This window comes from Rhodococcus sp. PvR099, assembly GCF_017833315.1.
GTDB lineage: Bacteria > Actinomycetota > Actinomycetes > Mycobacteriales > Mycobacteriaceae > Rhodococcus_G > Rhodococcus_G oryzae.
The window spans coordinates 4207469-4232454 of sequence record NZ_JAFIBV010000001.1; the positions used below are offsets into that span (position 1 = coordinate 4207469).

A 24986-nucleotide genomic window follows, 5' to 3' on the forward strand; every position below is an offset into this window, starting at 1 on the left:
GGGGGGTCATTCTGCTACCCGCGGGGAGCGGCCTCGGCGCCGGACCGCAGCTGGTACTTGAGGATCTTGCCGGTGGGGGTGCGCGGCAGGTCCGTGGCGAAGGCGATGTCCCTTGGCACCTTGTAGCCGGCGAGCAGGCCACGGGTGTGCGCGACCAGCTGGTCCACCGTCGCCTCGGCGCCTGGTCTGAGCAGCACGAATGCCTTCGGCCGCTCGCCCCACTTCTCGTCGGGCACGCCCACGACCGCGACATCGGCGACGGCCGGGTGCGAGACGATGGCCTGCTCCACCTCGACGGTCGAGATGTTCTCGCCGCCGGAGATGATGATGTCCTTCGCCCGGTCCTTGAGCTGGATGTAGCCGTCCGGGTGCATGACGCCGAGGTCCCCGGTGTGGAACCAGCCGCCCGCGAAGGCCTCCGCGGTGGCCTCGGGATCCCGGTAGTAGCCGAGCATCACGTTGTTGCCTCGCAGCACGATCTCGCCCATCGTCTCGCCGTCGGCGGGCACGTCGCGCATCTGCGGATCGATGATGCGCGCCGTCTCGGCCTGCAGCATGCCGACGCCCTGCCGCGAGATCAGCACCGCGCGCTCCTCGGCCGAGCACTCGTCCCAGGACTCCTGGTACTCGCAGATGGTGTACGGCCCGTACACCTCGGTGAGGCCGTAGACGTGCACGACCGTCGCGCCGAGCGACTCGAGCTGCCCGATGACCGTCGGGGACGGGGGAGCCCCCGCGGTGGTGATCCGCAGCGGCGTCGAGAGGGGATGCGCCTGTGGCGCGTCCGCGATGGTCGAGCACACCGTCGGCGCGCCGCACAGGTTGGTGATGCCGAGCGTGTCGATGGCGTCCCAGATGGCGTCGGCCCGGACCGCGCGCAGGCACACGTGGGTGCCGCCCGCGGCGGTGACGGCCCAGGGCGTGCACCAGCCGTTGCAGTGGAACATCGGCAGCGTCCACAGGTACCTGGTGTTTCCCGTGAAACCGTTGTGGAAGGTCTCGCCGAAGGAGTTCAGGTACGCCCCGCGGTGGGAGTACATGACGCCCTTGGGCTTTCCGGTGGTTCCCGAGGTGTAGTTGATCGCGATGGTCCGCTGCTCGTCGTCGATGCCCCACACCAGCGGCTGCGCCTGCGCCGCGTCGACGCTGCGCAGGAACTCGTCGTAGGCGGCGGTCGCGACGCCGGTCACCGGGTCGGCGAGGGTGATGGTCGAGTCGGGGATCTCGACGATCTCGTGCACCGACGGGACCCGGTCGCGGACGGTCGTGACCGATCCGAGGAACTCCGAGTCGACGAACAGGATGCGGGTGCCCGAGTGCTCGAGGATGTACTCGAGCTCGGGACCCGCCAGCCTCGAGTTCAGCGCGATCAGCACGCCCCCGGCCAACGGCACCGCGAAATGTGCCATCAACAGTTCCGGGGTGTTCGGCGAGAGGTAGGCGACCCGGTCGCCGGGCTCGATCCGCCCGCGCAGCGCGTGCGCGAGCTGCTCGACCTCGGCCGCGAACTCCCGGTAGGTGTAGTGCCGGTGGCCGTGGATGATCGCGGTGCGCTCGGGAAAGACGGCCGCCGAGCGTTCCAGGAAGCGCAGCGGGCTGAGCTCGGAGTGGTGGGCGGTCGGGGTGGTGGGCATGCGGCTACCTCGAGTGACGGGGCTTACAGACGGTTGTCGACGACGCTATGGCCCACTCTGCGGCGGCCGCTACCCTACGAAGTGGGTATGTGCTGATGAACGACGTGATGAGACCGAGCGACGAGGACGCGCTGCGCGGCGAGCTGCGACTCCTGCGCGGGCGCACCGCCTTCCCCGTCCTGTTCGCCGGTGCCGTCGAGAACGGCCGGATGCGGCTGTCGGGGTTCGCCGGGACCCGCAGCGCGGTGCTCCGTGGCCTGGTGATCGACGCCCGTTGCGGGCTCGGCGGTCGCGCCATGGCCGAGCAGCGTCCCGAGGCCGCCGCGGACTACTTCAACTCCAGCCACATCACCCACGACTACGACGTCCAGGTCGCCAGGGAGGGCATCGAGTCCCTGCTCGCGGTCCCGGTGGTGGTGCGCGGCTCGACGCGGGCGGCGATCTACGGTGGGCTGCGGTCGAGACAGCCGATCGGCGACGTGATGGCGGGCGAGGTGATGCGGTCCGCGTCCCGGTTGGCGAGGGAGATCGAGATCCGCGACGAGGTGGACCGCCGTGTCGCGCTGCTCGCCTCGGCCGGTGCGGGGCCAGCGACGCCGCGCGGTGCGGCGGAGTCCGAGCGGATCATCGAGAGTTATCTCGCGCTGCGCGGCCTCGCCGGAGAGGTCGAGGACGAGGCGGTCGCCGCGCAGCTGCGCGCGGTCGAGGAGACGCTGCGGTCGCTGACCGGCTGCGGTCCGGATCCGTCGGTGACGCTGTCCGCGCGCGAGTTCGACGTGCTCTCACACGTCGCGCTCGGCTGCCGCAACGCCGAGATCGCCGATCGGCTCTCGCTCAGCGTGGAGACGGTGAAGACCTACATGCGCAACCTGATGGCCAAGCTCGAGGTGAGCAGCCGCCACGAGGCAGTGTTCGAGGCAAGGCGCCGGGGGCTGCTGCCCTGACGCGTGCCTCCCGATCCGGGAGGCATATTCCGATCAACCCGTTCGAGTCCGGGCATGAGTCCATCTTCGCTCTTGACAGACACTGTCATGTTTAGAGATGCTGTCAATTAGCGATGACATCGCAGACGACATCGCTGGTGGGTTCGGTATCCGGGTTTCTTCGTGAGTGGAAGGCATTGACGATGTCGCTACGTGAGAGGCAGCGCCTCCAGGTTCGTGCGGACCTGCAGCGTGCCGCGTTCGAGTTGTTCGCCAGGGATGGCTTCGATGCCGTGACGACCGAGCAGATCGCGACGGCCGCGGGGGTGTCGCCGAGCACATACTTCCGCCACGTGCGCAGCAAGGAGGACCTGCTGCTGGAGCCGGTGCACGAAGGTGGAGCCGGCATCGTGGCGCTCGTGGAACAGCGCCCGGAATCCGAGCCGGCCGACGAGGCGCTCGCGCGGGCGATCCTGGCCCGCTCGACCACCCTCACCGCGGCGGAGATCGATCCGTGGCGTGCAGCCTTTCGGACCGCGCCCCACCTGATGGACCGCGTCACGCTGATCGCACCCGAGCACCGGGCTCGGCTCGTCGAGCTCGTCGCACGGCGTATGGGTTGTGATCCCAAGATCGACAGTCGCCCTGGCCTTCTCGTGCACCTGATGCTCGCCGCCGCGGAGTTCGGCTACCGCCAGTGGATACGCAGCCCGCAGAACCGTGGGGCGTCGCTTCCCGTCTGCGTCGAGGGGGCGCTCACCGCGGTCCTCCACCCCCGATGGGCAGCCGCGGACGGCGCCGAGGGTGAAGGGGTCGAAAGCTGATGATTCGCAATCTGATTCCAGTGAACGGACATACGGAGGTTTCGAAATGACAGAGTCGACCGTCGCGGCGCGAGACAGCGCGGACAGCATCGTCGATCTGGTCGTGGTGGGGTCGGGCGCGGCGGGGATGGCTGCGGCCATCACCGCCGCGAGGCACGGTCTCACCACGGTGATCGTCGAGAAGTCGGAATTCTGGGGCGGCTCGTCCGCGCGGTCGGGTGGCGGGGTGTGGATCCCGGGCAACTCGGTGTTGCGCAGCCAAGCGCCCGCGGACGATCGCGAGGCGGCGAGCGACTACCTCACCAGCATTGTCGGGGAGGACGCCGACGCGGATCGTATTGCCGCGTATGTGGATCGCGGGCCCGAGGCCCTCGACTTCCTGATCGACAACTCGGCGCTGAAGCTCGAATGGGTGCAGGACTACTCCGACTATTTCCCGGAAGCACCCGGCGGCCGGGCCACCGGGCGTTCGTGTGAACCGGCACCGTTCGATGCGCGCGCCCTGGCGGATGAGGATCTGGCCACGCTGCATCCGCCCTATATGAAGGCGCCACTCAATGTCGTGGTCCAGCAGTCCGACTACCGGTGGCTCAGCACCGGGCTGCGGAGCTGGCGTGGCCCTCAGCGCATGCTGAAGGTGGGTGCTCGGTCGATGCTGGCCAAGGTGCGTCGACAGAAGCTGCTCGGTCTTGGCCCGGCACTGATGTCGCAGTTGATGATCGGTGTGCGCGCCGCGGGCGTGCCCGTGCGGCTCAACACGGCGATGACGGACCTGATCACCGACGGAGCTCGGGTGGCCGGTGTGGTCATCGAGAGCGACGGAACCCGATCGCGCCTGCTCGCTCGCCGTGGGGTGGTGCTCGCGTGCGGCGGGTTCGACAACAACGGTGCGATGCGGGAGAGGTACCACCGCGCGCCCAGCAGCGCCGAATGGACTCTTGGCGCCCCCACCAACACCGGCGACGGGATCAATGCCGCGCTGCAGTCGGGTGCGGCGATCTCGTACATGGACGACGCCTGGTGGGCCCCGTCGATCCCGTTGCCGAAGGGCCCGTGGTTCGCCCTCGCCGAGCGGTCACTGCCCCGCAGCCTGATGGTCAACGACCGGGGACAGCGCTTCATGAACGAGTCCCTCCCGTATGTCGAAGCGACCCATGCGATGTTCGGCGGCCCGTATGGGCAGGGCGACGGCCCGGCCGAAAACCTCCCGGCGTGGCTGATCTTCGACCAGACCTACCGGAATCGGTATCTGTTCGCGGGTGTCCCCGCCCGTAGGCCGCTGCCGCGATCCTGGCTGCGATCGGGAGCGATCGTCACCGCGGGGACGATCGCAGAGCTGGCGCTCGAGATCGGTGTGCCCGAGGACTCCCTCACGGGGACGATCGAGCGGTTCAACGCCCACGCACGCACGGGCACCGACCCCGACTTCCACCGCGGGGAAAGCAAATACGACCACTACTACGGCGACATCACCAACAAGCCCAACCCCAGCCTCGGCGAGCTGACCAAGGCGCCCTTCTATGCCGCGAAGATGGTGCCGGGAGACCTGGGAACCAAGGGTGGCGTCAACACCGACAGCGCAGGCCGGGCGCTGCGCGAGGATGGGTCGATCATCGAGGGGCTCTACGCCGCGGGCAACACCAGCTCGCCCGTCATGGGCCACACCTATGCCGGTCCCGGCGCGACCATCGGTCCCGCGATCGTGTTCGGCTACCTCGCGGCACTCGACGCGGCCGGCCGCTCGTCAGGAGATGAGTCCTAGGCTCAGGCTCAGGCGCCGCGCGCGGCGCCCGCGTGCAAGTTCTTCGCCGTCGGCGAGGTCGGCACCTGCTTGGCATCCGGGTACGTGTGCAGGACCCGGTCGGCGGTGCCGGCGGTGGTGACGGTGAACCAGTAGTGCTCGTTCTTGTAGTGGTGCTGGCGATGGTTGAGCCAGATCGCGTGGTAGATACGGGATTTCGGACGGTAGTCGCTGTGGATCAGGTAGTGCGTCCACTCGTACACGAGTCCGATCGCGCCGATGACGGTGAGGAAGGTCAGGGCGAGGCCCGGCCGGGGGAAGGCGAGCGCCGCGAGCACGGCCAGGGTCGGGATCAGCCAGACCAGGGTCTGCCAGGGAATGAAGATCAGCGGCACGTCGCGCGGGTCCGCGTGGTGTTCGCGGTGACTCCGGGCGAGCAGGGAATCGAGCGTCATGCCCGCGACGGTCTTCGGTCGCCAGTGCAGGATGCAGACGTGGATGGTCCACTCGACGAACGGGAACGCGGCCAGCATGACGACCGGCAGCACGGCGTCGCTCAGCTGCCAGTCGCCGACGACGAGGCGGCCGATCAGCGCGGTCACCAGGACCGCCGAGATCATCCAGGGGGAGGGATGTCGCCAGAATTCCGTTGCGGCGGTCCGCAGATCGACGGGCTTCCTGCCGCGCACGGGCCGTGTATCCGTGCTCATCTCGTTCCCTCCAGGCTGTCGATGATGGTGCTGATCGCGGTGGTGCCCAGCTCCAGGAGCTCGACGGCCAGGCGTTCCGCGGCGTCCTCGTCCCGCTCGGCGATGGCGTCGGCGAGGCGGATGTACGCGTCCGTTCGGCCCACTTCGGCCTTCATCACCTCGCCGAGGGCGGCCATCGTGGGTTCGTAGGCCTGACGCAGGCTGTTGAAGATCAGGCGGAAGGCGATGGAGTCGGCGCCGTCGACGACGCATTCCCAGAAGGCCAGGGCATGCCGTTGCAGGGCGACGGGGTCGTCGTCCGTGCCGAGCGCGTGAACCGCGTCCCGCAGCTGTGTGGCGAGTTCGGTCCCTGACCGGGCGGCCGCCAACCGGGCGACCTGGGAGCCGATCATGGAGCGGGCCTCGAGGACGCTGCGCACCACGGCCCAGTCGGGCTGCCCGCCACGGATGAGGAGCCTCGGCAGCAGCTCGGGGCCGCCGTGGCGCCGGAAGTCCTTGACCGATGTCGAATCCCCCTGCCGCACTTCGACGAGGCCGGAGTGCGCCAGCTTCTGCAGCGCCTCCCGGACGGCGGGACGGGAGACCCCGAGCGCTTCCGCCAGGTGGCGCTCGCTCGGGAGCGAATCGCCGGCGGCGAGCTCGCCGCCGAGGACGCGGGCGGTGATCTGTTCGAACACGGCGCCTGAGGCGGACTGCCGCACGATCGGCTCGAAGGTCATGTGACCGACGCTAGGCCTGATGTGGTCAGTGGTCAAGTGGTAAGACCAGTTGCAGCTGCGCTGCCGTGCGCGGTTGACGAGTGTCTGGACTCGTCAACCGCGCACGGGGGCCCTGCCCCTATGCCCTAAACTAAGCGGACGCTTAGAAGCCTTCGGAAGGAGAACACGATGGGGATCCTGGACAGGTTCCGACTGGACAACAAGGTCGTCGTCGTGACCGGCGCCTCGTCGGGTCTGGGGGTCGCCTTCGCGGTCGCCTGTGCGGAGGCGGGCGCCGACATCGTGCTCGCGGCCCGTCGCGTCGACAAGCTCGAGCGGACAGCCGAACTCGTGCGCAACACCGGCCGAGAGGCGCTGTGCGTGTCGACCGACATCGCCGATCCGGACCAGGCCCAGCACATGATCGATGCCGCCATGGAGCGCTTCGGCCGGGTGGACGTGCTGGTCAACAACGCCGGGATCGGCACGGCGCATCCCGCGACGCGGGAGACGCCGGAACAGTTCCGGCAGGTGATCGACATCAACCTCAACGGTGCCTACTGGGCCGCGCAGGCCTGTGGCCGGGTGATGGCGCCGGGTTCGGCGATCGTCAACATCTCCAGCGTCCTCGGCCTGACCACCGCGGGGTTGCCGCAGGCCGCCTACGCCGCCAGCAAGGCCGGGCTGATCGGACTGACCCGCGACCTGGCCCAGCAGTGGGGCACCAGAAGGGGTATCCGGGTGAACGCGATCGCGCCCGGTTTCTTCAAGTCCGAGATGACCGACTCCTACCAGGACGGCTACCTCGACAGCATGGCGCCGCGGTTGGTCCTCGGCCGGATCGGCGACCCGGAGGAACTCGCCGCCACCCTCGTCTGGCTCGCCTCGGACGCGGCCGCCTATGTCACCGGGCAGACCATCCCGGTCGACGGCGGACTGACGATCACCTGATCGTGCCGCGGTGCGGTGCAGCGGACGCGCCGCATCACCGCTGAGGAACGATCTCGCGCATCCCGCCGTGGCGTACCTCGGTCCGCACCCGGCCGTCGTGACCGAGCTCGACGCGGCCGACCCGCGCGCCGTTCTCGGACAGGATGGTGGCCGCGGTCGCCCGCCCCGCGGGCAGGACACGGGCGGTCAACGTCCCGGCGGTGATCTCGTGCAGGGCATCGATCAGCGCGGAGTGCAGTTGCGACACCAGGGCGTCCGGTCCGTCGCGGAGTCCGCCGTCGTCGAGGAGGATCACCCTGGCCCCGCGCCTCCTGGCCGATTCCACGGCGCGGCTGACCCCCTCGTCGGACGCGAGCACGGGAGCACGGAGGGTGTCGCGCAAGCGCTCCTCCAACAGTCCGCATTCCTCGCGGCATCCGTCGCCGAACTCGTCCCCGGTCGCGGACCTCTCGAGGAGCGGCCGGGCCAGCAGGTCCAACCGGGTGAGCTGGGAGTCGCGTTCGCGCAGCACGGCCTGGGTCATCGCCTCGTCCGCGGCCCGCTCGGACTCCTGCTCGCGCAGCCTGAACACCGCGGGGCCAACGGGTCGGATGCTGAACGCGAAGAACACCGACATCAGGACGGGTGCGAGATTGATTGAAGCCAAACGGATTCCGGTGCCCCATCCCTGGCCGGTCGCGTCGGACCAGGCCCCGCTGGTGAGGACCATCAGCGCGGCGCCGGCAAAGGCGTACGGCGCACGGCCGCGCACCGACATGTAGACCAGCACAGCGGTCACCGCGCGAATCTGCCAGGCGGAGTCCAGAGTCCAGCCCGGCACGGGCAGCTGCCACAGGACCAGTGCGCACGCGACCGGTCCGAGAGCGGTGAGTGCGAGCGTGTAGGCCATCGGCAGCGGGTCCCCGGGGACGGCGATGATCACCACCGCCGCGGCAGTGACCAGCACGGCTGCCAGGACGATCGGCCAGACATGCTGCACCCCGTCGAGATTGGCGAGGGCCGCCAGGGTGAAGCTCAGGCAGAACAGAGCGGCGAGCACCTTCGCCGCCGGACGGTCCATGCCGAGCAGCACGCGCACGTCGCGCACGTCGCGCGGCGGGGCCCCGCTCACGGCGCCGCCCATCGGAGCGTGACCTGGGTACCGCGGTCCGGGACCGAGTGGATCTCCGAGGTGCAGCCGGCCGCTGTCATGCGCGCACTGATGCTCACGCTGATCCCCAAGCGGTACTGCGGGACCCGGGCCGGATCGAAGCCGCGGCCGTTGTCGGCGACAAGCATCCGCAGGCCCTCGGTGTCCACGTCGATGATCACCAGTCGGTCGGCCTCCACCTCCGGGTGGTCGGCGTGCCGCAGGCTGTTCCGCAGCGCCTCGGCAGCGGCGGAGGCCATCGCGCGCGCGACCTCCCTGGGAACGGTCAGCGTCGCGTCCCGGACCTCGAGGTCGACGGACGCGTCCTCGTCGACCTCGACCAGCGCGGTGCGGATCAGCGCAACCGCGGCGTCCACGTCGAGGTCCTCGGTGGCGACGTCGCTGACGCGTAGCCGATCGAGTTCGGCCAGTGCGACGGCCGACTGCCCGCTGAGATGATCGGTGTTGCCGTGCCGGGAGATGCCGAGCAGCGTCGACATGATGCGGTCGTGGATGAGCCCGTCGAACCGCTTGCGTTCCACGTACCGCGCGGAGGCGGCGGCGGTCGCCGCGGACTGGCGCTTGGCTGCGGCGAGGGTGCGGTCGAGGGTGCGTCCGGACTGGACGGCGGCGATGGTCGCGACGACGAACAGGCTGTTGGTCATCACAACGTAGAAGGTCTCCGCCAGCAGTGGACTCTGTGAGTCGCCGCGGGTGACGTGACGGATCACCTCTGCAGTGCTCGCGCTGACCACGAGGAACAGCACGCTCGGCGCCGGACGCCAGCCCAGCGCCGCCGCCATCGCCACCAGACCGGGGATCGCGGACATCCACACCTCGCGGGTCGGCGAGATCTGTCCCTGCAGCGCGACCAGCCAGCCGGCTGCCGCGAGGAGGTAGGTCGCGGCGCAGAGCGAGCCGAGACCGCGAACCCAACGGAGGTCCTTGGCGAAGCTTGCGGGCCACAGGGCGAGTAGGGGAACGAAGACGACAACCGCGGCCACCGGGGTGTACCACGGTGCGAGTTCACGGGACTGGATGATGAGGATGGGAATCAGCACCACGCAAAAGACCAGCGCTCCGGCACCGATCACGCGGGCAAAGGTGCGGATGATCTTTTCTTCGGCGGTGCCGATCCGATTGACGCGTCTCGTCATCCGCGTCGGCGGTCCGTCATCAACGCGGGTACTGCCGTGGGCCGATTCACAGCTCGTCGAGCGAGATCAACTCGTCCTGCACGGCGCGGGCGACGAGCGCGGCCTTCGTCGGGGCCGAGCGGCCGACCTGGTTGTACTTGGCGCGGATGCGTGCGAGATGGGTGTTCACGGTGCCGACGGACAGATACAGGTCGGCGGCGACGGTGTTCTTGGAATCGCAGCGCAGCCACTGGAGCAGCACCTCGACCTCACGCGGCGACAGCGACGGCCTGCGCAGGCTGCGCGGTTCCGGTCGCGCCGCGGGTGCGTGCGCATGGTGGTGCTGTTCGTCGACTGCGGCTCTCATGTCACGACCCCCGGGCGTACGCGGCTGGCCGAGGGCACGACCCCTCGTCGCGGGCCCTCCTTGCGGACCGAGGCTATGGGGTGGGACGCGATCTGCCGAGACGGCAGTTTCCTGCCCATGAAACCAGGGGCACGGTTAGCCGAGCGAAGCTTCGGCGTCCGCGGGGTGGCCGTCGTGGTCGAATTCGGTGCGCCGAACCCGGTCGGTGCTGCTGGCGAGCACCGTCGCCATCGTGGTGCGGCCGGGGGGTAGGACGCGCACCGTGATCGCCCCGTCGGTGGCCGCGGCGAGCTCGGCCGCCACCATGCCGAGGAATCGGTCGGGCGCCGCGCCCCCGTCGTCAACGGCCCGGTCGTCGAGCAGGATGACCTCGACTCCCCGGCCCCGAGCGGCGCGAGCGGCGGCGGAGACCACGGGTCCGGAAAGACCAGGGGCACGCAGGATGTCGCGCAGGTGCGCCTCGAGTAGTCGGCAGGCGATCCGCTCGTCCTCATCGAGTTCGACGCCGGTGGCGATCCGGTCGAGCAGCGGCCTGGCCAGCTCGTCGAGGCGCCGCAGCTGCCGGTCGCGTTCCTCGAGCACCGCGGAGTCGGCGGCCTCGGCGGCGACGCGCCGGACGGTCTGCTCGCGAAGCTCGAAGATCTCCTTCGCGGCCGGTCGGACGGTGTAGGCGACGAAGGTGGCCATCAGCAGTGGCGCCATGTTGATCGCCGACATGCCGAGGCCGTAGCCGGCGCCCTGCCCGGTACGCATCGCCCACAGCACGCAGCTGCCGAGCATCGCCGTCATGCCGAGCCAGCCGAGCGCGATCCGGCCGCGCACGCACATGTACGCCAGGATCGCGGTTCCCGCGCCCAGCGGCCAGGTCTGCAGCAGCCCGTCGACCGGGACGGGGACCACGGACAACACCAGGTTGAGCGCGATCGGGCCTGCGAGTGCCATTGCCACCGCAGGGCGGAACGGCAAGGGGTCTCCCTCGATCCGGACGAGGGTGATCGCGCCCGCGCTGACGACGAGCCAGGCCGCCAGCTCCGCCCCCACCGCGCCGGGTCCCGGGCTCGAGCTGAGGGAGAGCAGCAGGAAGGTCAGCACATATGCGGCGACGAGGGCCTTCGCGCCGCGCGTGTGCAACCCGAGCAGCTCGCGGACGTCCCGGGTTCCGCCCGCGATGCTCATGACGAGCTCCAGGCCAGGTGGACCCGGGTGCCTGCCCCCGGCGCGGTCTCGATCCGGGCGGACCCGCCGTGGAGCTGTCGCATTCGCCCGTGGATGCTCACGGACACCCCGAGTCGGTGTGCGGGGACCGCGGCGGGGTCGAAGCCCCGCCCGTCGTCCGCGACCAGGACAGTGATCCCCTCTCGTGCCACCGTGACCTCCACCGAGCGGGTCGCGGCCTCGCCCGCGTGGCGGTCGCTGTTGCGCAGCGCCTCCGCCAGGGCCGCGGCCAGGGCTCGGGTCGTCTCGGCCAGGACGGTGAGAGTCTCTGCGCCGTCGAGCCTTTCGACGCGCAACGCGACTCCCTCGTCCACATCGGTCGCCGCCGCGCGGAGGAGGGAGAGTGCCTCCTCGCAGCCGAAATGCTCCTGCGCACCCCGACCGTCGCGCAGGGCGTCGAGCTGGCGGAGCGTCGTGGTCGCGAGGCGGCTGACCGCGGGCGTCGCACCCAGCCGGGACGCGGCCAGCAGGGTGGACATCACGCCGTCGTGGATCAGTGCGTCGAAGCGTTCCCGTTCGACGGTGCGGGCGCGACGTGCGGCGGCGGCGGACGCCGCAGCGTGGGTGGCATCGGTGGTGGCATCGAGGACCCGGCCGGTGCGTAGCGCCATCACCGCAGCGCCGATGAAGAGCGTGCAGAACATGATGGCGAACGTGATCTCCGGAAGCAGTAGTTCCCGTGGGGCGTCCTCGTGTGCGGCGAAGTTGACGATCTGGACGGCGACGCACCCGATCACCAAGTGCGCGAACATCACCCATGTCGGCCATGTCGACACGACCGCGAGGCTCGCCAGGCCGGGGAAGGTGGCCAACCACAGGAGCTCGCCACTGGGTAGGGGCGGGCCGTTCCAGGCAAGGGGCCAGCTGAACACCGCCAGCAGGAACGCCGTCGCCGCGACCCCGGAGGCGATCCGCATGGGCCGGGTGTCGCGCCGGAACGACAGCGCGCCGGGTAGCAGCCCCGACCCGTACACGCCGGCCACGACCACGGGGGTCCACCAGGCGTCCATCCGCGGCGCCATGGATATCGCGGCAGGCAACAGCAGGATCAGGTAGGCCGCGTAGCCGGCGCTGATCAACCGCGCGACCATCCGCGAGATGTGATCGGAGGACTCGTGGCGCCGACTGTTCGCCGGTGTGGTCACGGGCGGCCGGGGTGCAGCAGCGGTGGTGGCAGCCACCCGTCCTCCACGGCCCGCTTGTAGAGATCGGTTTTGGTGCGGGCGGGCCTGCCTGCCTCGGCGTACTTGGCCCGGATCCTGGCCAGGTAGTCGTTGACGGTGTGCGGGGCGAGGCCGGTCAGGCTGGCGACGCGGGCGGCCTTCTCGCCGGAGGCGTAGAGCGCGAGCACATCTCGTTGGCGAGGGCTCAGGCCGACGTCGTGCAGGCCGGGGTCGCCGTCGATAGCGGCGGCCCATTCGGTGGTCACCACCTGCTCGCCGTTCGCGGCCGCGGTGATCGCGGCGACGACGGTGGCGGTTGGCTCGGACTTGCGCAGCACGCCGAGTACCCCGGCCTTGGCGGCGAGCCGCACCAGGTAGGGATTCTCCGCCCCCGTGAACACGAGAGTCTCGAGTCCGGCGGCCCGTAGCTGCTCGACATTCGACTTGGGGGAGGAGCCGTCGGAGAGTCGAAGATCGAGGATCACCAGATCCAGATCGACTCCGAGCGTGAGCAGTTCGGGCACGGTGGGGGCCGACGCCACGATCACGAGATCCGGTTGGTCGGCCAGCATCGCCTCGAGGCCCATCACGACGGATTCGTGGTCCTCGACTATGCCGACGCGTCGCGGGCCCACTTCGGCCACGGGGAGATGGTCTGCGTTCGACGAATTCTCGGTCAATCTGCTCCTCGCACCGGGGGTTCTCGGCACCGTGCCCATCGCGTTATCGGGCGGGCTGCGGATGACGTTAACAGCCGGCCTCGACGCTCGAGGGCTCGACCGGCATTCACCATTCCATGCGAAGTGTAATTACGTTACGTATTCGATTTGAGGCGCGGTATCCGCCGAATGAGGGACAGTCGATTCAGGGGCATGTGTAACGGATAGTGACTGGTAGGCGATGGATCTGTCCCGCTCTATCGGAAAATGGAATGGCATCTGGACAACCGTTCAAGATCATTTGGGCGATCGACCCGAAACGCCGGAAATTCGATACAGCGTTGTGATAAACACATGCAATCGCAAACCGGTTACCGGAGTCAGGCACCGCCTCACCTGCGAACCGGCCGCGATGTCGAGACCCTCTGAACGAGCACGGATGTCCGAAACCGAGCCCACCCGACCGGGCGCACGTAACCAGATCCGATCACCGACTCTCCCTGACCCCCGACGGGGGTCCGACGAAAGCTGAGCTCTTACATGAACAAGCAGACCAAGGGCGCCATCGCCGCCGGCGCGGCCGCACTCCTCCTCGCCGGTGGCGCGGGCACCATGGCCGCCTGGAACTCCTCGCAGACCGTTGGTGGCGGCGCCGTCAACTCCGGCACCTTGTCGCTGACGCAGACGGGCTCCACGGGATGGACCGAGGGCAACGGCACCGCCATCGCCGACATCTCCCAGTTCAAGGCCGTGCCCGGTGATGTCGTTGTCTACAACGCCAGCTTCAACGTCGGTGCGAAGGGTAAGAACCTGCACGCGACCCTGACGGCCGACCCCGCCACGATCACCGGCGGCGCCGAGCTCCTCGCGGCTCTGGGTCAGGAGACCACCGCGACCATTGGTGCCACACCGCTGGCCGGTGGGGCAATCACCGAGGCCAACGACGGCAGCACGGTCAACGTGAAGGTGAAGTTCACCTTCGACAACGCGACCAGCGGCACCACCGCGCAGGGACAGAGCGTCAACCTGTCCAACTTCGCCGTCAAGCTGCAGCAGAACTAGCTCCACCTCGCCTGGCCGCCATCCGGCGAGCACCCGCAGGCGTCGGTCGTCGGCCCGGCCCGCTCCCGGGCCGGCGGCCGATGCCGATGCGGGGATCGCGGGTCGGGTGATCAACCGCTTCCCGCGTCGGCATCGCTACGCACACATCGACTTTCGGCGCCGCGGCGCCCGTTGGACTGAGCAGGAAAGGCATATCAATGTCTCGTCATGAGGATTCGAGTTCGGTGTCGGGGCTGGGCGCCCGGGCGCGTTCTGTGATGTCGGGGAGAAAGCCGCGGGCGCTTGCGTCGCTGGGGATCGTGTTGGGTCTCGGTGCGATCGGGACGCTGGCGGCCTGGAGTGACACGGCGACGGCGACCTCGGGTGTGTTCAGCACTGGATCGATCGATCTGCAGCTCAACGGGGATTCCGGGTCGACCGTCGGGTTCACGACCCTGACCAAGACCGGGATGATGCCGGGCAACAGTGTCGCGGCGACGCTGCCGGTGAAGAACAACGGTTCGGGTCCGTTCTCGTACACGATGGCGGCGTCGTCGACGTCCTCAGCATTGGCGCAGTACCTGAAGGTGACGGTGTCCACCGGTACGTCGAACGGTACGGCGTGCAGCGGTGGCACGGTGATCGCGAACAACGTCGCCCTGGTGTCGGGCGGCTCGGCCAACCTGATCGGTACGGGTCGTTCACTGGCCAACGGCGTGAGCGAGACCCTCTGCTTCCAGGTGGTGTTGGACTCGGCGGCGCCGACGGCCGCGCAGAACCAGACGGTCAACACCTCCTTCAACTTCAACGCGACGACGGCCTGAGCGCGCCATGACCGACCACCAGAATCCAGTGGATTCCACGAGTTCTCGCTCCGGGCGTGACATCGCCCTTAACGTGGGCGCCATCGCGGGCCTGATCTGCGTGCTGGCCGCCGCGGCGTCGTTCTTCTTCGGCATCAAGCCGCTGATCTTCCGCTCCGGTTCGATGTCTCCCGAGATCTCCACCGGGGCCCTCGCGCTCTCGAAGCCCGTGGCTGCCTCCGAGCTGAGCGTCGGCGACATCGTCAGTGTCGAGAACGAGCAGGGCACGCGGATCACCCACCGCGTGCACGAGATCGTGTCCTCCGACGGCGACAGCTCTGTGCTGATTCTCAAGGGCGATGCGAACCAGGACGCGGACATCTCCCCGTACACGGTCACCGAGGCCGACCGGGTGTTCTTCAGCCTTCCCGGACTGGGATACGTGGTGGCGTGGCTGTCTTCGCCGATCGCGATCTTCCTCGGTGGCGCTTTTGTTGGCGGCCTGATGGTCATCGCCTTCCGCCCCACCTCGGGTCGCAAGGGCGATGACGACGGGGATGCCGGCACCGGTGGCGCTTCGGCCGAGCAGGACCAGATGGTGCCGGAGCAGGATCAGGTGTCACAGCCGAGTCCGGAGACGCAGGCCGGAACCGTCTCTCCGACACAGCGTTTCGCGGTGCCGGCTCGGTCGCTGATGGCCCTTGGTGCCGCGTCGCTGGCGGTGCTCGGCATGACTCAGGTCGCAGGCACCAGTGCCGCATGGGCCAAGACGTCGGCCGCCACGAGCTCGTTCGGGTCGGCGGTCGACTTCCTGCCCGCTCCGAAGTGGTTGGGCTGCGAGAGCAACAGCAGCTACGTCCGAATGAAGTGGGAGCATCTCGGCCCGGGATACACCTACGACATCAAGTTGTATGACGCGTGGGGCGGCAGCTGGAATCCCACGATTCCGCCGAACAAGGGTGACCAGGTCTACATCGATGTGAACGCGTACAACAACGTGTACGAGACGGCCTCCTCGTCCCATATCGAGGTGAAGGCCGTGCGGAACGGGCAGGTCGGTACCGGCTGGGTCGGCGAGAAGATCTGGGCCTACACGCTCTGGAACATCAAGTGTGACGGCAATCTCTCCAGCGGACCTCAGGCGCTGATGGCTCCCGGTGGGGCCGAGGCGATGATGGCCCGAGCGGCTGCGCCCGAGACAACGACGACGGCGCCGTCGACGACGACCGCCGCGCCGACGACCGCGACGACCGCACCGTCGACGACTGCACCGACCACGACGACCGCACCGTCGACGACTGCACCGACCACGACGACTGCACCGACGACTACGACGACTGTGCCGCCGACCACGACTACGACGACCGTGCCGACGACTACGACGACCGTGCCGACGACTACGACGACCGTGCCGACGACTACGACGACCGCGCCGACCACGACGACCGAACCCCCCGCCGCGGCGGAAGCCGCTGTGGTACAGGAGTCCTCGCCGAAGCTCGGCGGTCTGAATCTGAGCAATCCGTCGCCGTCGGGAACGTACAAGGCCGGAGTGTCCGGTTCGAACGCGGTGGTGACCGATGCCTCGGGCGCCGAGGTGTTCAGCACCCCGGCGGGTGCGAACGCGATGGTGAAGTGGCAGGACGGGACCGATCGGCTGTGGATCATCGACGCCGATGCGCTGTACGTGGTCGACGGTTCGTCGGGCTGGACGAAGACGAAGGTCGACCCGAAGACCGGCGACGTGCCGGCCGCAATCGCGGAACTCGTCAAGTAGCAGCCCGCTTCGGCGCCGAATTATCCAACCCCCGACGGGGTTCCGACGAAAGCTGATCATCAGATGAACAACAAGATGAAGGGCGCGATCGCGGCTGGGGCCGCGACCGTCCTGCTGGCCGGCGGTGCAGGCACTCTGGCGGCGTGGAACTCGGGGGCCAGCATCGGCGGCGGTGGGGTGGGTGCCGGTGCGCTCGCCCTCACTCAGAGCGGCACGCCGAACTGGAAAGACCAGAACGGCGCCGTCTCCATCACCGGTTTCCGAGCGGTGCCGGGTGACGTCGTCACCTATACAGCTAGTTTCACGGTCACCGCACAGGGCACCAACCTTCGGGCGAACCTCGCCGTCGACGGCGCCACCATCACCGGCGACCCGGCGCTCAAGGCCGCGATGACGACCGCCGTCACCGCGACCGTCAACGGGGCACCGCTCCCGTCGGGCGCCGGGGGTGCCGTGATCACGCCCGCGCAAAACGGAAAGGTCGTCGACGTCAAGGTGACCTTCGACTTCGCGCAGGGAACCCCGGGAGTCACGGCACAGACCGCCCAGATCGATCTGTCCAACTTCAACGTCACTCTGAAGCAGGTGTAGGCACCATGTCGAACAAGACTCGTTGGTTGGCGATCGGTGGCGCCGCGGTCGTCGGAGTGGCGCTGATGTCGGCCCAGCAGACCGGCGCGCTGTGGAGTAAGTCCGTGGCCGTGGACGCCGGCTCGATCCATTCGGGCATCCTGGATCTGTCTGTGGGACAGGGTGGTACCACGAACTACCCGTTCTCCGCCCTGGCGGGGGCGAACTTGATGCCGGGCGCGTACGCCCAGGCGCCGGTGACCATTTACAACTCGGGCAACGTGCTGATGAAGTACCGGCTGCAGAATGCCGCACAGTCCAATGCCGCTGTGCCGCTGGAGCTTGCGGTCTCGACGGTGGGCTCCGAGTCCGCGTGTCCCGCGCAGGGTGCCCCTGCGGGCGCGACGCAGCTCTACGCCGGCGCGATGATCGGTGCGCAGGCTCCGGCCGCGCCGGAGTGGCGCACGGTGCAGCCGGGTGCGAGTGAGGTGCTGTGCCTGCGGGGCACGGTGGGGGCCGCCGCGGCTCCGAGCGCGAGCACCACCGCGACGTTCACGTTCGCGGCCGAATCCCGATGAGCCATGCGGTGCAGGACGCCGGTCCGGACACCAGCGCGTGGGGTTGGGTCAAGAGCATCGTCTCGTGGCTGCTGCTCCTTGTGCTGGTGGCGATCCTCGCGCTGACGATCGTCATCCCGCGGCTCACCGGGTCGACGCCCTACACCGTGCTCACGGGCTCGATGGTGCCCACCTATCCGCCCGGAACCCTGATCGTGGTGAAGCCTCATGACCCGACCGCACTGACGGCAGGCGACGCGATCACCTTCCAGAAGGAATCGGGGAAGCCCGAGGTGGTCACCCATCGCATCACCATGGTGCGCAAGAACTCGCAGGGCGAAACCACCTTCGTCACCCAGGGTGACGCGAACCCATCACCGGACACCAATCCGGTTGTTCCCGAGCAGGTTCGAGGCAAGGTCTGGTACAGCGTGCCCTACATGGGCTACGTCAACAGCCTCATCACCGGCAAGCAGCGCGCGCTGATGATCACGGTTGTGGTCGGCGGGCTGTTCCTCTACGCCGGATGGATGTTCGTCGGCGCGTTCCGGGAACGGTCACGCGACCAGAGCGCGTCTCCTGATCGGATGTAGTTTCGTCAGCGGGGTGAGCGGGGGTCAGGTCAGTCCCACTGCTCGTCCGCCAGCGAGGCGACCGGCTGAGGCTTGCCGATCAGGGCCAAGGCGATGAAGAAGTTGATCTGGCCGATCGCGATGGTGAGGGTGGCCAGTGCCTTCTCGTCGTAGTGCCTGGCCGCCTCCGCATACAGCTCGTCACTGACGCGCTCCTTGCCCTGCGGGGCGGGCTGGAGGACCGCCTCCACGAGGGCCAGTGCTGCTCGCTCGGCGTCGGTGAAGTACGGGGCGTCCTGCCAGGACGACACGGCCGTGATGCGCTCCTCGGACTCGCCGGCCTTACGGAGGAATCCGGTGTTCAGGATGGTCAGGTAGGTGTTGCCGACGATCTGCCCGGCGCGCAGGTGGACCAGGCTCATCGTGGCGCGGGGGACCGACTGGTTTCCCGTGGCACGGAACAGGGCGGCGCTGATGTCCTTCAGCTCCGGCACGAAATCGCCGGGGTTGGGCATCCGCGAGATGGAGGTGGTGTTCGTCATGGTTGCTGCTCTCTTTCGGTTGGCGTCTACACCTCACTGACGAACGGGGCGGCGGGAGTGTGACAGGGCCGGGAGATCTTTTTTGTTGGGCGCGAGTTCCTGACCGCCGTGGCGGGCACGGTTCACGTGAAGCAGGGGTGTGGCTGCATGGCACAGGGCACCGCGCCGACGCATCCCGTTTCCGGGTGGTCGGGCGGTGCCTGGTGGTTTCGCCTTTCAGGCGGCGAAGGTGAGTTGGTTGCGCCGGTTGTGTGCCGGCACGGGTTGTCGCCGCGGGTCGATCCAGGTGGGTGGGGTGAACCAAGGATGTCCGTCATCGCCTATCGCCACGGTCCAGTCGCCGCGGTGGATGGTGGTGTGGTGGAAGCGGCAGAGCAGCACCAGGTTTGACAGGTTGGTGGGTCCGCCGTTGGACCAGTGCTGAATATGGTGGCCTTCGGTCCAGGCGGCGGGTCGTCCGCAGCCGGGGAAGGCGCATCCGCAGTCGCGTGCGTTCAGGGCGCGGCGGAGCTTGCGGGGGATGAGGCGGGTGGTGCGTCCGACGTCGATGGGATTGCCGTCGGCGTTCATGGTGATGGGGGTGATGTCGGCGTCGCACGAGATCTGGGCGGCCAGGTCGAGTGAGATCGGCCCCAACCAGGGCATCCAAGCCGGTCCACGTCTACGCCCCCGGTGGCCGCGTTCATGGTGATGGTGTTGGTCGTCGGTGGTGGCGGCGAGGTCGTCGGCGTCGACGAAGACGTTGATGTGGGGTCGTTCGCCGCCTTCGCTGGGTGCCTGCCCGGAGTCGAGAAAGCTGCGGACGATGTGGGTGAGGGCGTCTGCGCGGCGTTGGGCGGGGGTGCGTTGGTCTTTGCTGGTTTGTCCGTCGCGGTTGTCGGCCCCGGGGCGGGGCTTGGACAGGGCGGAGAGTGCGGTGAGGAGGGCTTCGCCGGAGGCGGCGTCGAGGTGTCCCTTGAGGTGGACGCGGCCGCCGAGTCCGGGTGAAGCGTGAAACTCGTTGAGTTCGGCGTTCTCCGAATCGGGGTTCTTCTTGTCGCCGTTGAGGATCTGATCGAGTGCCTTGGCTCGGCGGGCGAGGGTGGTGGAGTCTTCGGTGCGGGCGGCGTAGAGGAGGTAGCGGCCGCAGGCCTCGGTTCGGGTGGCGTCGGTTCCGACGATGTCGAACACATTCTCACCGTCATCGACACCGCCGCCGTCCGCATCGGTCTCGGTTGCGACGTTGTCGTCGCTGCGTGCCGGGGCATCGGGGTCGGGCACCTTGTGCAAGAGTTCGACAATCACCCGGACCTGGTCGCAGTCGGTGTCACCGGCGTCGAACGCGGCGGCCACCTCCGGATGCTTCGACAGCTCCCGTCCGAGCTTGACGATCCTGTTGGCCTGGCCGGGGGTCATGGTGGCCGCGCCGGCGAGCCAGTTGCCGGGGGAGGAGGCCCCGACCTGTTCGGCCACGCACCGCTGATCGACCTGATGCATCAACCGCACCCGTAGCGCCTCGAGCTGCCGCATCCGCAGCGAGAGCTCGGGAATCAGCCTCAGGAGCTCGGTGTCTGCGAGCTGCCACGCGGCCACATCCGGTGGCGCGGTGAGCATCTCGTCGAGATCCATGTTCGAAGCCTAATCGAACATATGTTCTATGGCAAGGGTGTTGCCCGACCGGATTTCCCTTGAACAGTCATGGCGATAGAGCGATGACCGGTAAGCGCAACCATCGGAGCGCACACGAAACGCCCCCCACCTTGACGGGGAGGGGCGTTTTGCGGTGAAGCCCTGGGGCTCGGCCGATTACGAGCCGAAGATGCTGCCCAGATCGCCGAGCGAGCCGGAGGAGGATCCGGCGGAGCCGGTGCCCGGCTCGACCGGGGTGGTGGTGACGGTGACGGTGAGGACCTCGGAGGTGGAGGCGATGAAGCCGTCGGCGCCGTTGTAGACGGCGGTGATGCTGTGCGCGCCCGCGGTGGTGAGGGTCTGCGTCCGCTTCGCGACACCGTTGGTCAGCGGCACCGGGTTACCGATGATGGCGCCGTTGTCCTTGAACTGGACGGTGCCCGTTGCGCCGGCCGGGGCCACGGTCGCGGTCAGCTCGAACGCGGTGGTGGAGTTGGCGGTGGCCGGTCCGGTCAGCGTGGTGGTGGTTGCGACCGCCGCGGCGTCCTGCTCGAAGTCGAGCGCGAAGTCCGGGTTGACCGACTGGTTCTGGGACTCGTTGCCTGCCCCGGCGGGCATGCCGACCACCAGCATCACCTTGGCGGTCTGCCCGGCGCCGAGGTGGGTCGACTGGAGCTCGGTGCCCGGCGCGGCCAGGTTGTTGGTGAGGTCCACGATGGCGCCCGAGGCGTCGTTGACCTCCACGCGCACGTACGCCTGCATGTCCGGGGCGGTCTTAGTCCAGTTCCCGAGGTACACCTGAAGGGTGCCGCCCTGGCTGGTCGGGTTCTTGGCGTAGAAGGTGGTGGTGAGTTCTCCGCCGGGGATCAGCTCGCCGTGGAAGTCGGGGATCAGGGACATGTCGCCCCAGACCGAGTTGTCCGCGGAGTACTGAAGGGAAGTGGGGTCGGCGTGCGCGGCTGCGGGCATCACCAGTGCACCGAACGCTGCCAGGAACAGTGCAAGTATCGCGCCGCCAAAGGCAGTGGTCAGCCGCTTGAGGCCGCCGGGTGCGCTGATGGTTGTGGTCATGGCGCGGAGCCTAATGTGGCGAGTGACCCAAGCGTTCAGTTTCGGTTAAACAATCTTGTCCGTTGAACGCAGGACAAGTGTGCACGCTGTGGCGCCCCCGGCGGGGTGAATTGCGCACGTGTGCCGAGGGTGTGTTCGGGGGAGTAAGGTATCGGGGTCCGAAAGAGTCGAGGGAAGAGGAGGTGTGGCTTGCCGTGAAGAGCCAACCTCCGAGTACCTACCGAAGTCGCCGCTAGCCCCGTCGGGCACCCTCTGCCCACGCCAGGCGACTTCTCCGATCACACCCGCGCCGCTCCAGTCCGCGGCACGCGCCCGTGCATCCGACTCATGCGAAAGCCGCCCTCATGCGTGAAAAGCGACCCTTCCGTCCGCTGCTTCCCAGCCGATCCGCCAACCCCTCGAGCGATCTGATCGTCCCCGAGCACTCGATGGCACCGCATCCGACGCCGCCCGCCCCTGCCGTGGTGCCGGTGGAGGCAAGCGTGGTCAACAGTGCGGTCTACCGCGACGGCGCCCGGATCGAGACGCCTGCCAGCCTGGCCGAGGCACTGCGCAGCCTGCCGGACGAGTCGTCCATGGCGTGGATCGGGATGTACCGGCCGGACGAGGAGCAGCTGCAGGCCGCAGCCAAGCAGTTCGGGCTGCACGAGCTGGCGGTCGAGGATGCCATCGTCGCGCATCAGCGACCCAAGCTCGAGCGCTACGGCGACACGCTGTTCGTGGTGCTGCGGGCCGCCCGCTACCTGGACGAGACCGAGCGGGTCGACTTCGGCGAACTGCACGTCTTCTGTGGTCCGACGTTCGTGATCACGGTGCGGCACAGCGAATCGCCGGACCTCTCCGCGGTGCGCAGACGAATGGAGAACGACCCGGAGCTGCTCAAGCTCGGTCCGGAGGCGGTGCTCTACGCGATCCTGGACGCGGTGGTCGACGGGTACGCCCCGGTCGTCGCCGGACTGCAGAACGACATCGACGAGATCGAGACCGAGGTCTTCAGCGGCGACCCGAAGGTGTCGCGGCGCATCTACGAACTCTCTCGCGAGGTCATCGAGTTCCAGCGCGCCACCAAGCCGCTGCTCGACATGCTGCGCGGGCTGTCCGCGGGTTTCGAGAAGTACAACACCGACGAGGAACTGCAGAAGTACCTGCGCGATGTCACCGACCACGCCACCACGGTGGTCGAGCGGGCGGACGGGTTCCGGCAGCTGCTCGGCAACATCCTCACGGTGAACGCGACCCTGGTGTCGCAGACCCAGAACGAGGAGATGTCGGCGCTCACCCAGGCCAGCTACGCACAGAACGAGGAGATCAAGAAGGTCTCCGCATGGGCGGCAATCCTGTTCGCCCCCACGCTGATCGGCACCGTCTACGGTATGAACTTCGACAGCATGCCGGAACTGCACTGGGTGGGCGGCTACCCGATGGCGCTGCTGATGATGGCGCTCACATGTATCACCCTGTACACGATCTTCAAACGCCGCGGCTGGCTCTAGGGAGCGGCTACAGGTCGTCGGTGCAGACGGCGAACCTGCGCTCGTCGTAGACGAATCCGCTGGGGGTGGAGCACTTCTCGACGTCCGTGACGTCGGTGATGATCTCCGCCACCCGGACGCCCTCGCGGGTGGGGGTCGCACAGTCGATGTGGATGGGCTGATCGTCGGCCAGATCCATGCACCCGCCGACCACCCAGTCGATGTCGAGGCAGAGTGCGCCCTGCTCGTCGCCCATCAGGGTCTCGTAGTAGTAGGAATCGGCATCGCTCACGCACTGCGCGTTGGTCGGCGCCTTACCGATCACCTTGTAGTTCGCCGGGGCGCTGCCGCAGGGGGCCTTCGCCACGTTCGCATCGTCGACCGTGCCGGTCAGCTCGACGCACTCGCCGATCTCGACGTCGATCTCGACGGTGCCCCCTGCGTCCGCCTCCGGTACATCAGGCAACAGGGTGTCGGCCACGACGCCGCCGGCCTCGGGCACCGCCCGGCCGGTGATGTCGCTGCCGCAGGCGCCGAGCGTGAGGGCGGCGAGCATCAGGCTCGCGGCGGCGAGTCCACGCTGGAGGCGGTTGAGCGTCATTGTGCAATTGAATCACCCGGCCCCGACCCGGCCGCCGCTCGTCCTGTCCGCACCGGGAAACCCCTCCCGTCGACGGCGGGGCCGCCATACGCTGGTCGGGGAGTTTCCGTCACCGACGAGTGAGGAAGACCGATGAGCGATCACGTCTACAGCGTCACCGAGGTCGTTGGTTCCTCGAGCAAGGGGATCGACGACGCCATCGCGCAGGCGGTGGCCCGGGCGAGTACGACCGTCCGCAATCTCGAGTGGTTCGAGGTGGTGGGCACCAGGGGACACATCCAGGACGGCGCCATCGGGCACGTCCAGGTGACCCTCAAACTGGGGTTCAGGCTCGACGCCGAATGAGCGGGTTCCCGCGCGCCGACCGATGAGTTCCGGCTCCCCGCGTGGTCATAGTTACGGCAACGCCGACCACGGCGGTGCCGTGACTTGATGCAGAGGGAGGCCGGCGGTGGCGGGCTATGTGCGACTGGGGGACCTGAACACCTGGTACGACGAGCACGGCGAGGGCGATCCGCTCGTGTTGCTGCACCCGGGCGGCGTCGACGCGCGCGCCTTCGGGCCGAACATCGACGGGTTGGCCCGCCGGTTTCGGCTGTTCACCCCCGAGCGTCGCGGTCACGGACACACGCCGGACACGCCTGGTCCCATCACCTTCGACCTGATGGCCCTGGACACCATCGCGTTCCTCGAATCGGTCCCACGCGCGCCTGTCCATCTGCTCGGGTGCAGTGACGGTGCCACCGTGGCACTGCTGGTGGCCCTGCGCAGGCCCGACCTGGTCCGGCGGCTGGTCTGCGTCGCGGGCGTCTTTCACCGGGACGGCTGGGAACCGGGGGTCGTGGATACCGACCAGCCGTCGCCTGCCTTCCTCGCGGACATGTACGCCGAGGTGTCACCGGACGGTGCCGGGCACCACCCGGTCGTGGTCGCGAAGCTGAGCCGGCTGCACCTCGAGGAGCCGACGCTGACCGTGGACGACCTGCGACGGGCCACCGGCCGGACGCTGGTGATGGTCGGTGACGACGACGAGGTGACCCTCGAGCACACGCTCGAGCTGTACCGCGGCCTGCCGAATGCCGAGCTCGCGGTGGTACCGGGTACCTCGCACGGCCTGCTGGTGGAGAAGCCCGAACTCTGCAACCGGATCATCCTGGAATTCCTGACCACCGAACCGGTGCCGACGATGGCGCCGATCCGACGGGAGCGCGGCGCGTGACCG

At 68.4% G+C, this 24986-nt stretch carries 26 protein-coding genes; 13 read left to right on the forward strand and 13 right to left on the reverse strand.

Going from position 1 to position 24986, the window contains the following annotated elements; all coding sequences use genetic code 11:
• Positions 1–14 precede the first annotated feature (14 nt).
• Positions 15–1634 carry a long-chain-fatty-acid--CoA ligase gene (locus JOE46_RS19370; RefSeq protein WP_097213434.1) on the reverse strand — a complete coding sequence of 540 codons (1620 nt, stop codon included), beginning with the start codon at positions 1632–1634 and terminating at the stop codon, positions 15–17.
• A 95-nt stretch (positions 1635–1729) separates the two neighbouring features.
• Between JOE46_RS19370 and JOE46_RS19375 the strand changes: the two genes are divergently transcribed.
• From JOE46_RS19375 to kstD, 3 genes are all read left to right on the forward strand, one after another.
• A complete protein-coding gene (locus JOE46_RS19375) occupies positions 1730–2578 on the forward strand; it encodes a response regulator transcription factor (protein WP_097213529.1) in 849 nt (282 codons plus the stop codon).
• A 182-nt stretch (positions 2579–2760) separates the two neighbouring features.
• Positions 2761–3381: a TetR/AcrR family transcriptional regulator gene (locus JOE46_RS19380; protein ID WP_097213433.1), complete on the forward strand. Its 621-nt coding sequence runs from the start codon at positions 2761–2763 to the stop codon at positions 3379–3381.
• Between the two features lie 46 nt (positions 3382–3427).
• Positions 3428–5143 (forward strand): 3-oxosteroid 1-dehydrogenase, encoded by a 1716-nt coding sequence (kstD, locus tag JOE46_RS19385; RefSeq protein WP_097213432.1) that lies wholly within the window; start codon positions 3428–3430, stop codon positions 5141–5143.
• Between the two features lie 8 nt (positions 5144–5151).
• Here the strand turns inward: kstD and JOE46_RS19390 are convergent, their stop codons facing one another.
• Positions 5152–5832: a sterol desaturase family protein gene (locus tag JOE46_RS19390; RefSeq protein ID WP_097213431.1), complete on the reverse strand. Its 681-nt coding sequence runs from the start codon at positions 5830–5832 to the stop codon at positions 5152–5154.
• Positions 5829–6551, reverse strand: coding sequence for a FadR/GntR family transcriptional regulator (locus JOE46_RS19395; protein WP_097213430.1), 723 nt, complete (start codon positions 6549–6551; stop codon positions 5829–5831). Before JOE46_RS19395 ends, JOE46_RS19390 begins: the two co-directional genes overlap by 4 nt.
• 168 nt (positions 6552–6719) lie before the next feature.
• On the opposite strand from JOE46_RS19395, the gene JOE46_RS19400 reads away from it, so the two are divergent.
• Positions 6720–7481 (forward strand): SDR family NAD(P)-dependent oxidoreductase, encoded by a 762-nt coding sequence (locus JOE46_RS19400; protein ID WP_097213429.1) that lies wholly within the window; start codon positions 6720–6722, stop codon positions 7479–7481.
• A gap of 34 nt (positions 7482–7515) precedes the next feature.
• Here the strand turns inward: JOE46_RS19400 and JOE46_RS19405 are convergent, their stop codons facing one another.
• From JOE46_RS19405 to JOE46_RS19430, 6 genes are all read right to left on the reverse strand, one after another.
• Positions 7516–8592, reverse strand: coding sequence for a hypothetical protein (locus tag JOE46_RS19405; RefSeq protein ID WP_143548506.1), 1077 nt, complete (start codon positions 8590–8592; stop codon positions 7516–7518).
• Positions 8589–9767, reverse strand: a complete 1179-nt coding sequence (locus tag JOE46_RS19410) for a sensor histidine kinase (protein ID WP_097213427.1) — start codon at positions 9765–9767, stop codon at positions 8589–8591. Before JOE46_RS19410 ends, JOE46_RS19405 begins: the two co-directional genes overlap by 4 nt.
• A gap of 46 nt (positions 9768–9813) precedes the next feature.
• Positions 9814–10113, reverse strand: a complete 300-nt coding sequence (locus JOE46_RS19415; RefSeq protein ID WP_097213426.1) for a LuxR C-terminal-related transcriptional regulator — start codon at positions 10111–10113, stop codon at positions 9814–9816.
• 135 nt (positions 10114–10248) lie between these two features.
• Positions 10249–11289, reverse strand: coding sequence for a hypothetical protein (locus tag JOE46_RS19420; protein WP_097213425.1), 1041 nt, complete (start codon positions 11287–11289; stop codon positions 10249–10251).
• Positions 11286–12509, reverse strand: a complete 1224-nt coding sequence (locus JOE46_RS19425) for a sensor histidine kinase (protein ID WP_257017700.1) — start codon at positions 12507–12509, stop codon at positions 11286–11288. The genes JOE46_RS19420 and JOE46_RS19425 overlap by 4 nt, the downstream gene beginning before the upstream one ends.
• A complete protein-coding gene (locus JOE46_RS19430; RefSeq protein WP_245222121.1) occupies positions 12470–13078 on the reverse strand; it encodes a response regulator transcription factor in 609 nt (202 codons plus the stop codon). The genes JOE46_RS19425 and JOE46_RS19430 overlap by 40 nt, the downstream gene beginning before the upstream one ends.
• A gap of 612 nt (positions 13079–13690) precedes the next feature.
• Here JOE46_RS19430 and JOE46_RS19435 point away from each other — a divergent pair.
• The 6 genes from JOE46_RS19435 (at position 13691) to JOE46_RS19460 (ending at position 18491) form a co-directional block, all read left to right on the forward strand.
• A complete protein-coding gene (locus JOE46_RS19435) occupies positions 13691–14212 on the forward strand; it encodes an alternate-type signal peptide domain-containing protein (RefSeq protein ID WP_097213423.1) in 522 nt (173 codons plus the stop codon).
• Between the two features lie 257 nt (positions 14213–14469).
• Positions 14470–15015, forward strand: a complete 546-nt coding sequence (locus tag JOE46_RS19440; RefSeq protein WP_245221113.1) for a SipW-dependent-type signal peptide-containing protein — start codon at positions 14470–14472, stop codon at positions 15013–15015.
• Between the two features lie 73 nt (positions 15016–15088).
• A complete protein-coding gene (locus JOE46_RS19445; RefSeq protein WP_257017699.1) occupies positions 15089–16771 on the forward strand; it encodes a signal peptidase I in 1683 nt (560 codons plus the stop codon).
• A gap of 63 nt (positions 16772–16834) precedes the next feature.
• Complete coding sequence (locus JOE46_RS19450) at positions 16835–17362, forward strand: alternate-type signal peptide domain-containing protein (protein WP_097213421.1); 528 nt, start codon at positions 16835–16837, stop codon at positions 17360–17362.
• Positions 17363–17367: 5 nt separating this feature from the next.
• On the forward strand, positions 17368–17919 hold the full coding sequence (locus JOE46_RS19455; protein WP_097213420.1) for a hypothetical protein: 552 nt from the start codon (positions 17368–17370) through the stop codon (positions 17917–17919).
• Positions 17916–18491, forward strand: coding sequence for a signal peptidase I (locus tag JOE46_RS19460; RefSeq protein WP_097213419.1), 576 nt, complete (start codon positions 17916–17918; stop codon positions 18489–18491). Before JOE46_RS19455 ends, JOE46_RS19460 begins: the two co-directional genes overlap by 4 nt.
• Positions 18492–18520: 29 nt before the next feature.
• On the opposite strand, the gene JOE46_RS19465 is transcribed toward JOE46_RS19460, so the two are convergent.
• The 3 genes from JOE46_RS19465 to JOE46_RS19475 form a co-directional block, all read right to left on the reverse strand.
• On the reverse strand, positions 18521–19012 hold the full coding sequence (locus JOE46_RS19465) for a carboxymuconolactone decarboxylase family protein (protein ID WP_099459060.1): 492 nt from the start codon (positions 19010–19012) through the stop codon (positions 18521–18523).
• A 216-nt stretch (positions 19013–19228) separates the two neighbouring features.
• Entirely contained in the window at positions 19229–20620 is a 1392-nt protein-coding gene (locus tag JOE46_RS19470; RefSeq protein WP_209928141.1) for an HNH endonuclease signature motif containing protein, read from the reverse strand.
• Positions 20621–20797: 177 nt separating this feature from the next.
• Entirely contained in the window at positions 20798–21691 is an 894-nt protein-coding gene (locus tag JOE46_RS19475; RefSeq protein ID WP_097213782.1) for an Ig-like domain-containing protein, read from the reverse strand.
• Between the two features lie 344 nt (positions 21692–22035).
• On the opposite strand from JOE46_RS19475, the gene JOE46_RS19480 reads away from it, so the two are divergent.
• Positions 22036–23184 carry a magnesium and cobalt transport protein CorA gene (locus JOE46_RS19480; RefSeq protein WP_097213783.1) on the forward strand — a complete coding sequence of 383 codons (1149 nt, stop codon included), beginning with the start codon at positions 22036–22038 and terminating at the stop codon, positions 23182–23184.
• A gap of 7 nt (positions 23185–23191) precedes the next feature.
• Here JOE46_RS19480 and JOE46_RS19485 read toward each other — a convergent pair whose 3' ends face one another.
• Positions 23192–23764: a hypothetical protein gene (locus JOE46_RS19485; protein ID WP_097213784.1), complete on the reverse strand. Its 573-nt coding sequence runs from the start codon at positions 23762–23764 to the stop codon at positions 23192–23194.
• A gap of 132 nt (positions 23765–23896) precedes the next feature.
• Between JOE46_RS19485 and JOE46_RS19490 the strand changes: the two genes are divergently transcribed.
• Both JOE46_RS19490 and JOE46_RS19495 read left to right on the forward strand, forming a co-directional pair.
• On the forward strand, positions 23897–24109 hold the full coding sequence (locus JOE46_RS19490) for a dodecin (RefSeq protein ID WP_097213785.1): 213 nt from the start codon (positions 23897–23899) through the stop codon (positions 24107–24109).
• Between the two features lie 106 nt (positions 24110–24215).
• On the forward strand, positions 24216–24983 hold the full coding sequence (locus tag JOE46_RS19495) for an alpha/beta fold hydrolase (protein ID WP_209928142.1): 768 nt from the start codon (positions 24216–24218) through the stop codon (positions 24981–24983).
• Positions 24984–24986 lie beyond the last annotated feature (3 nt).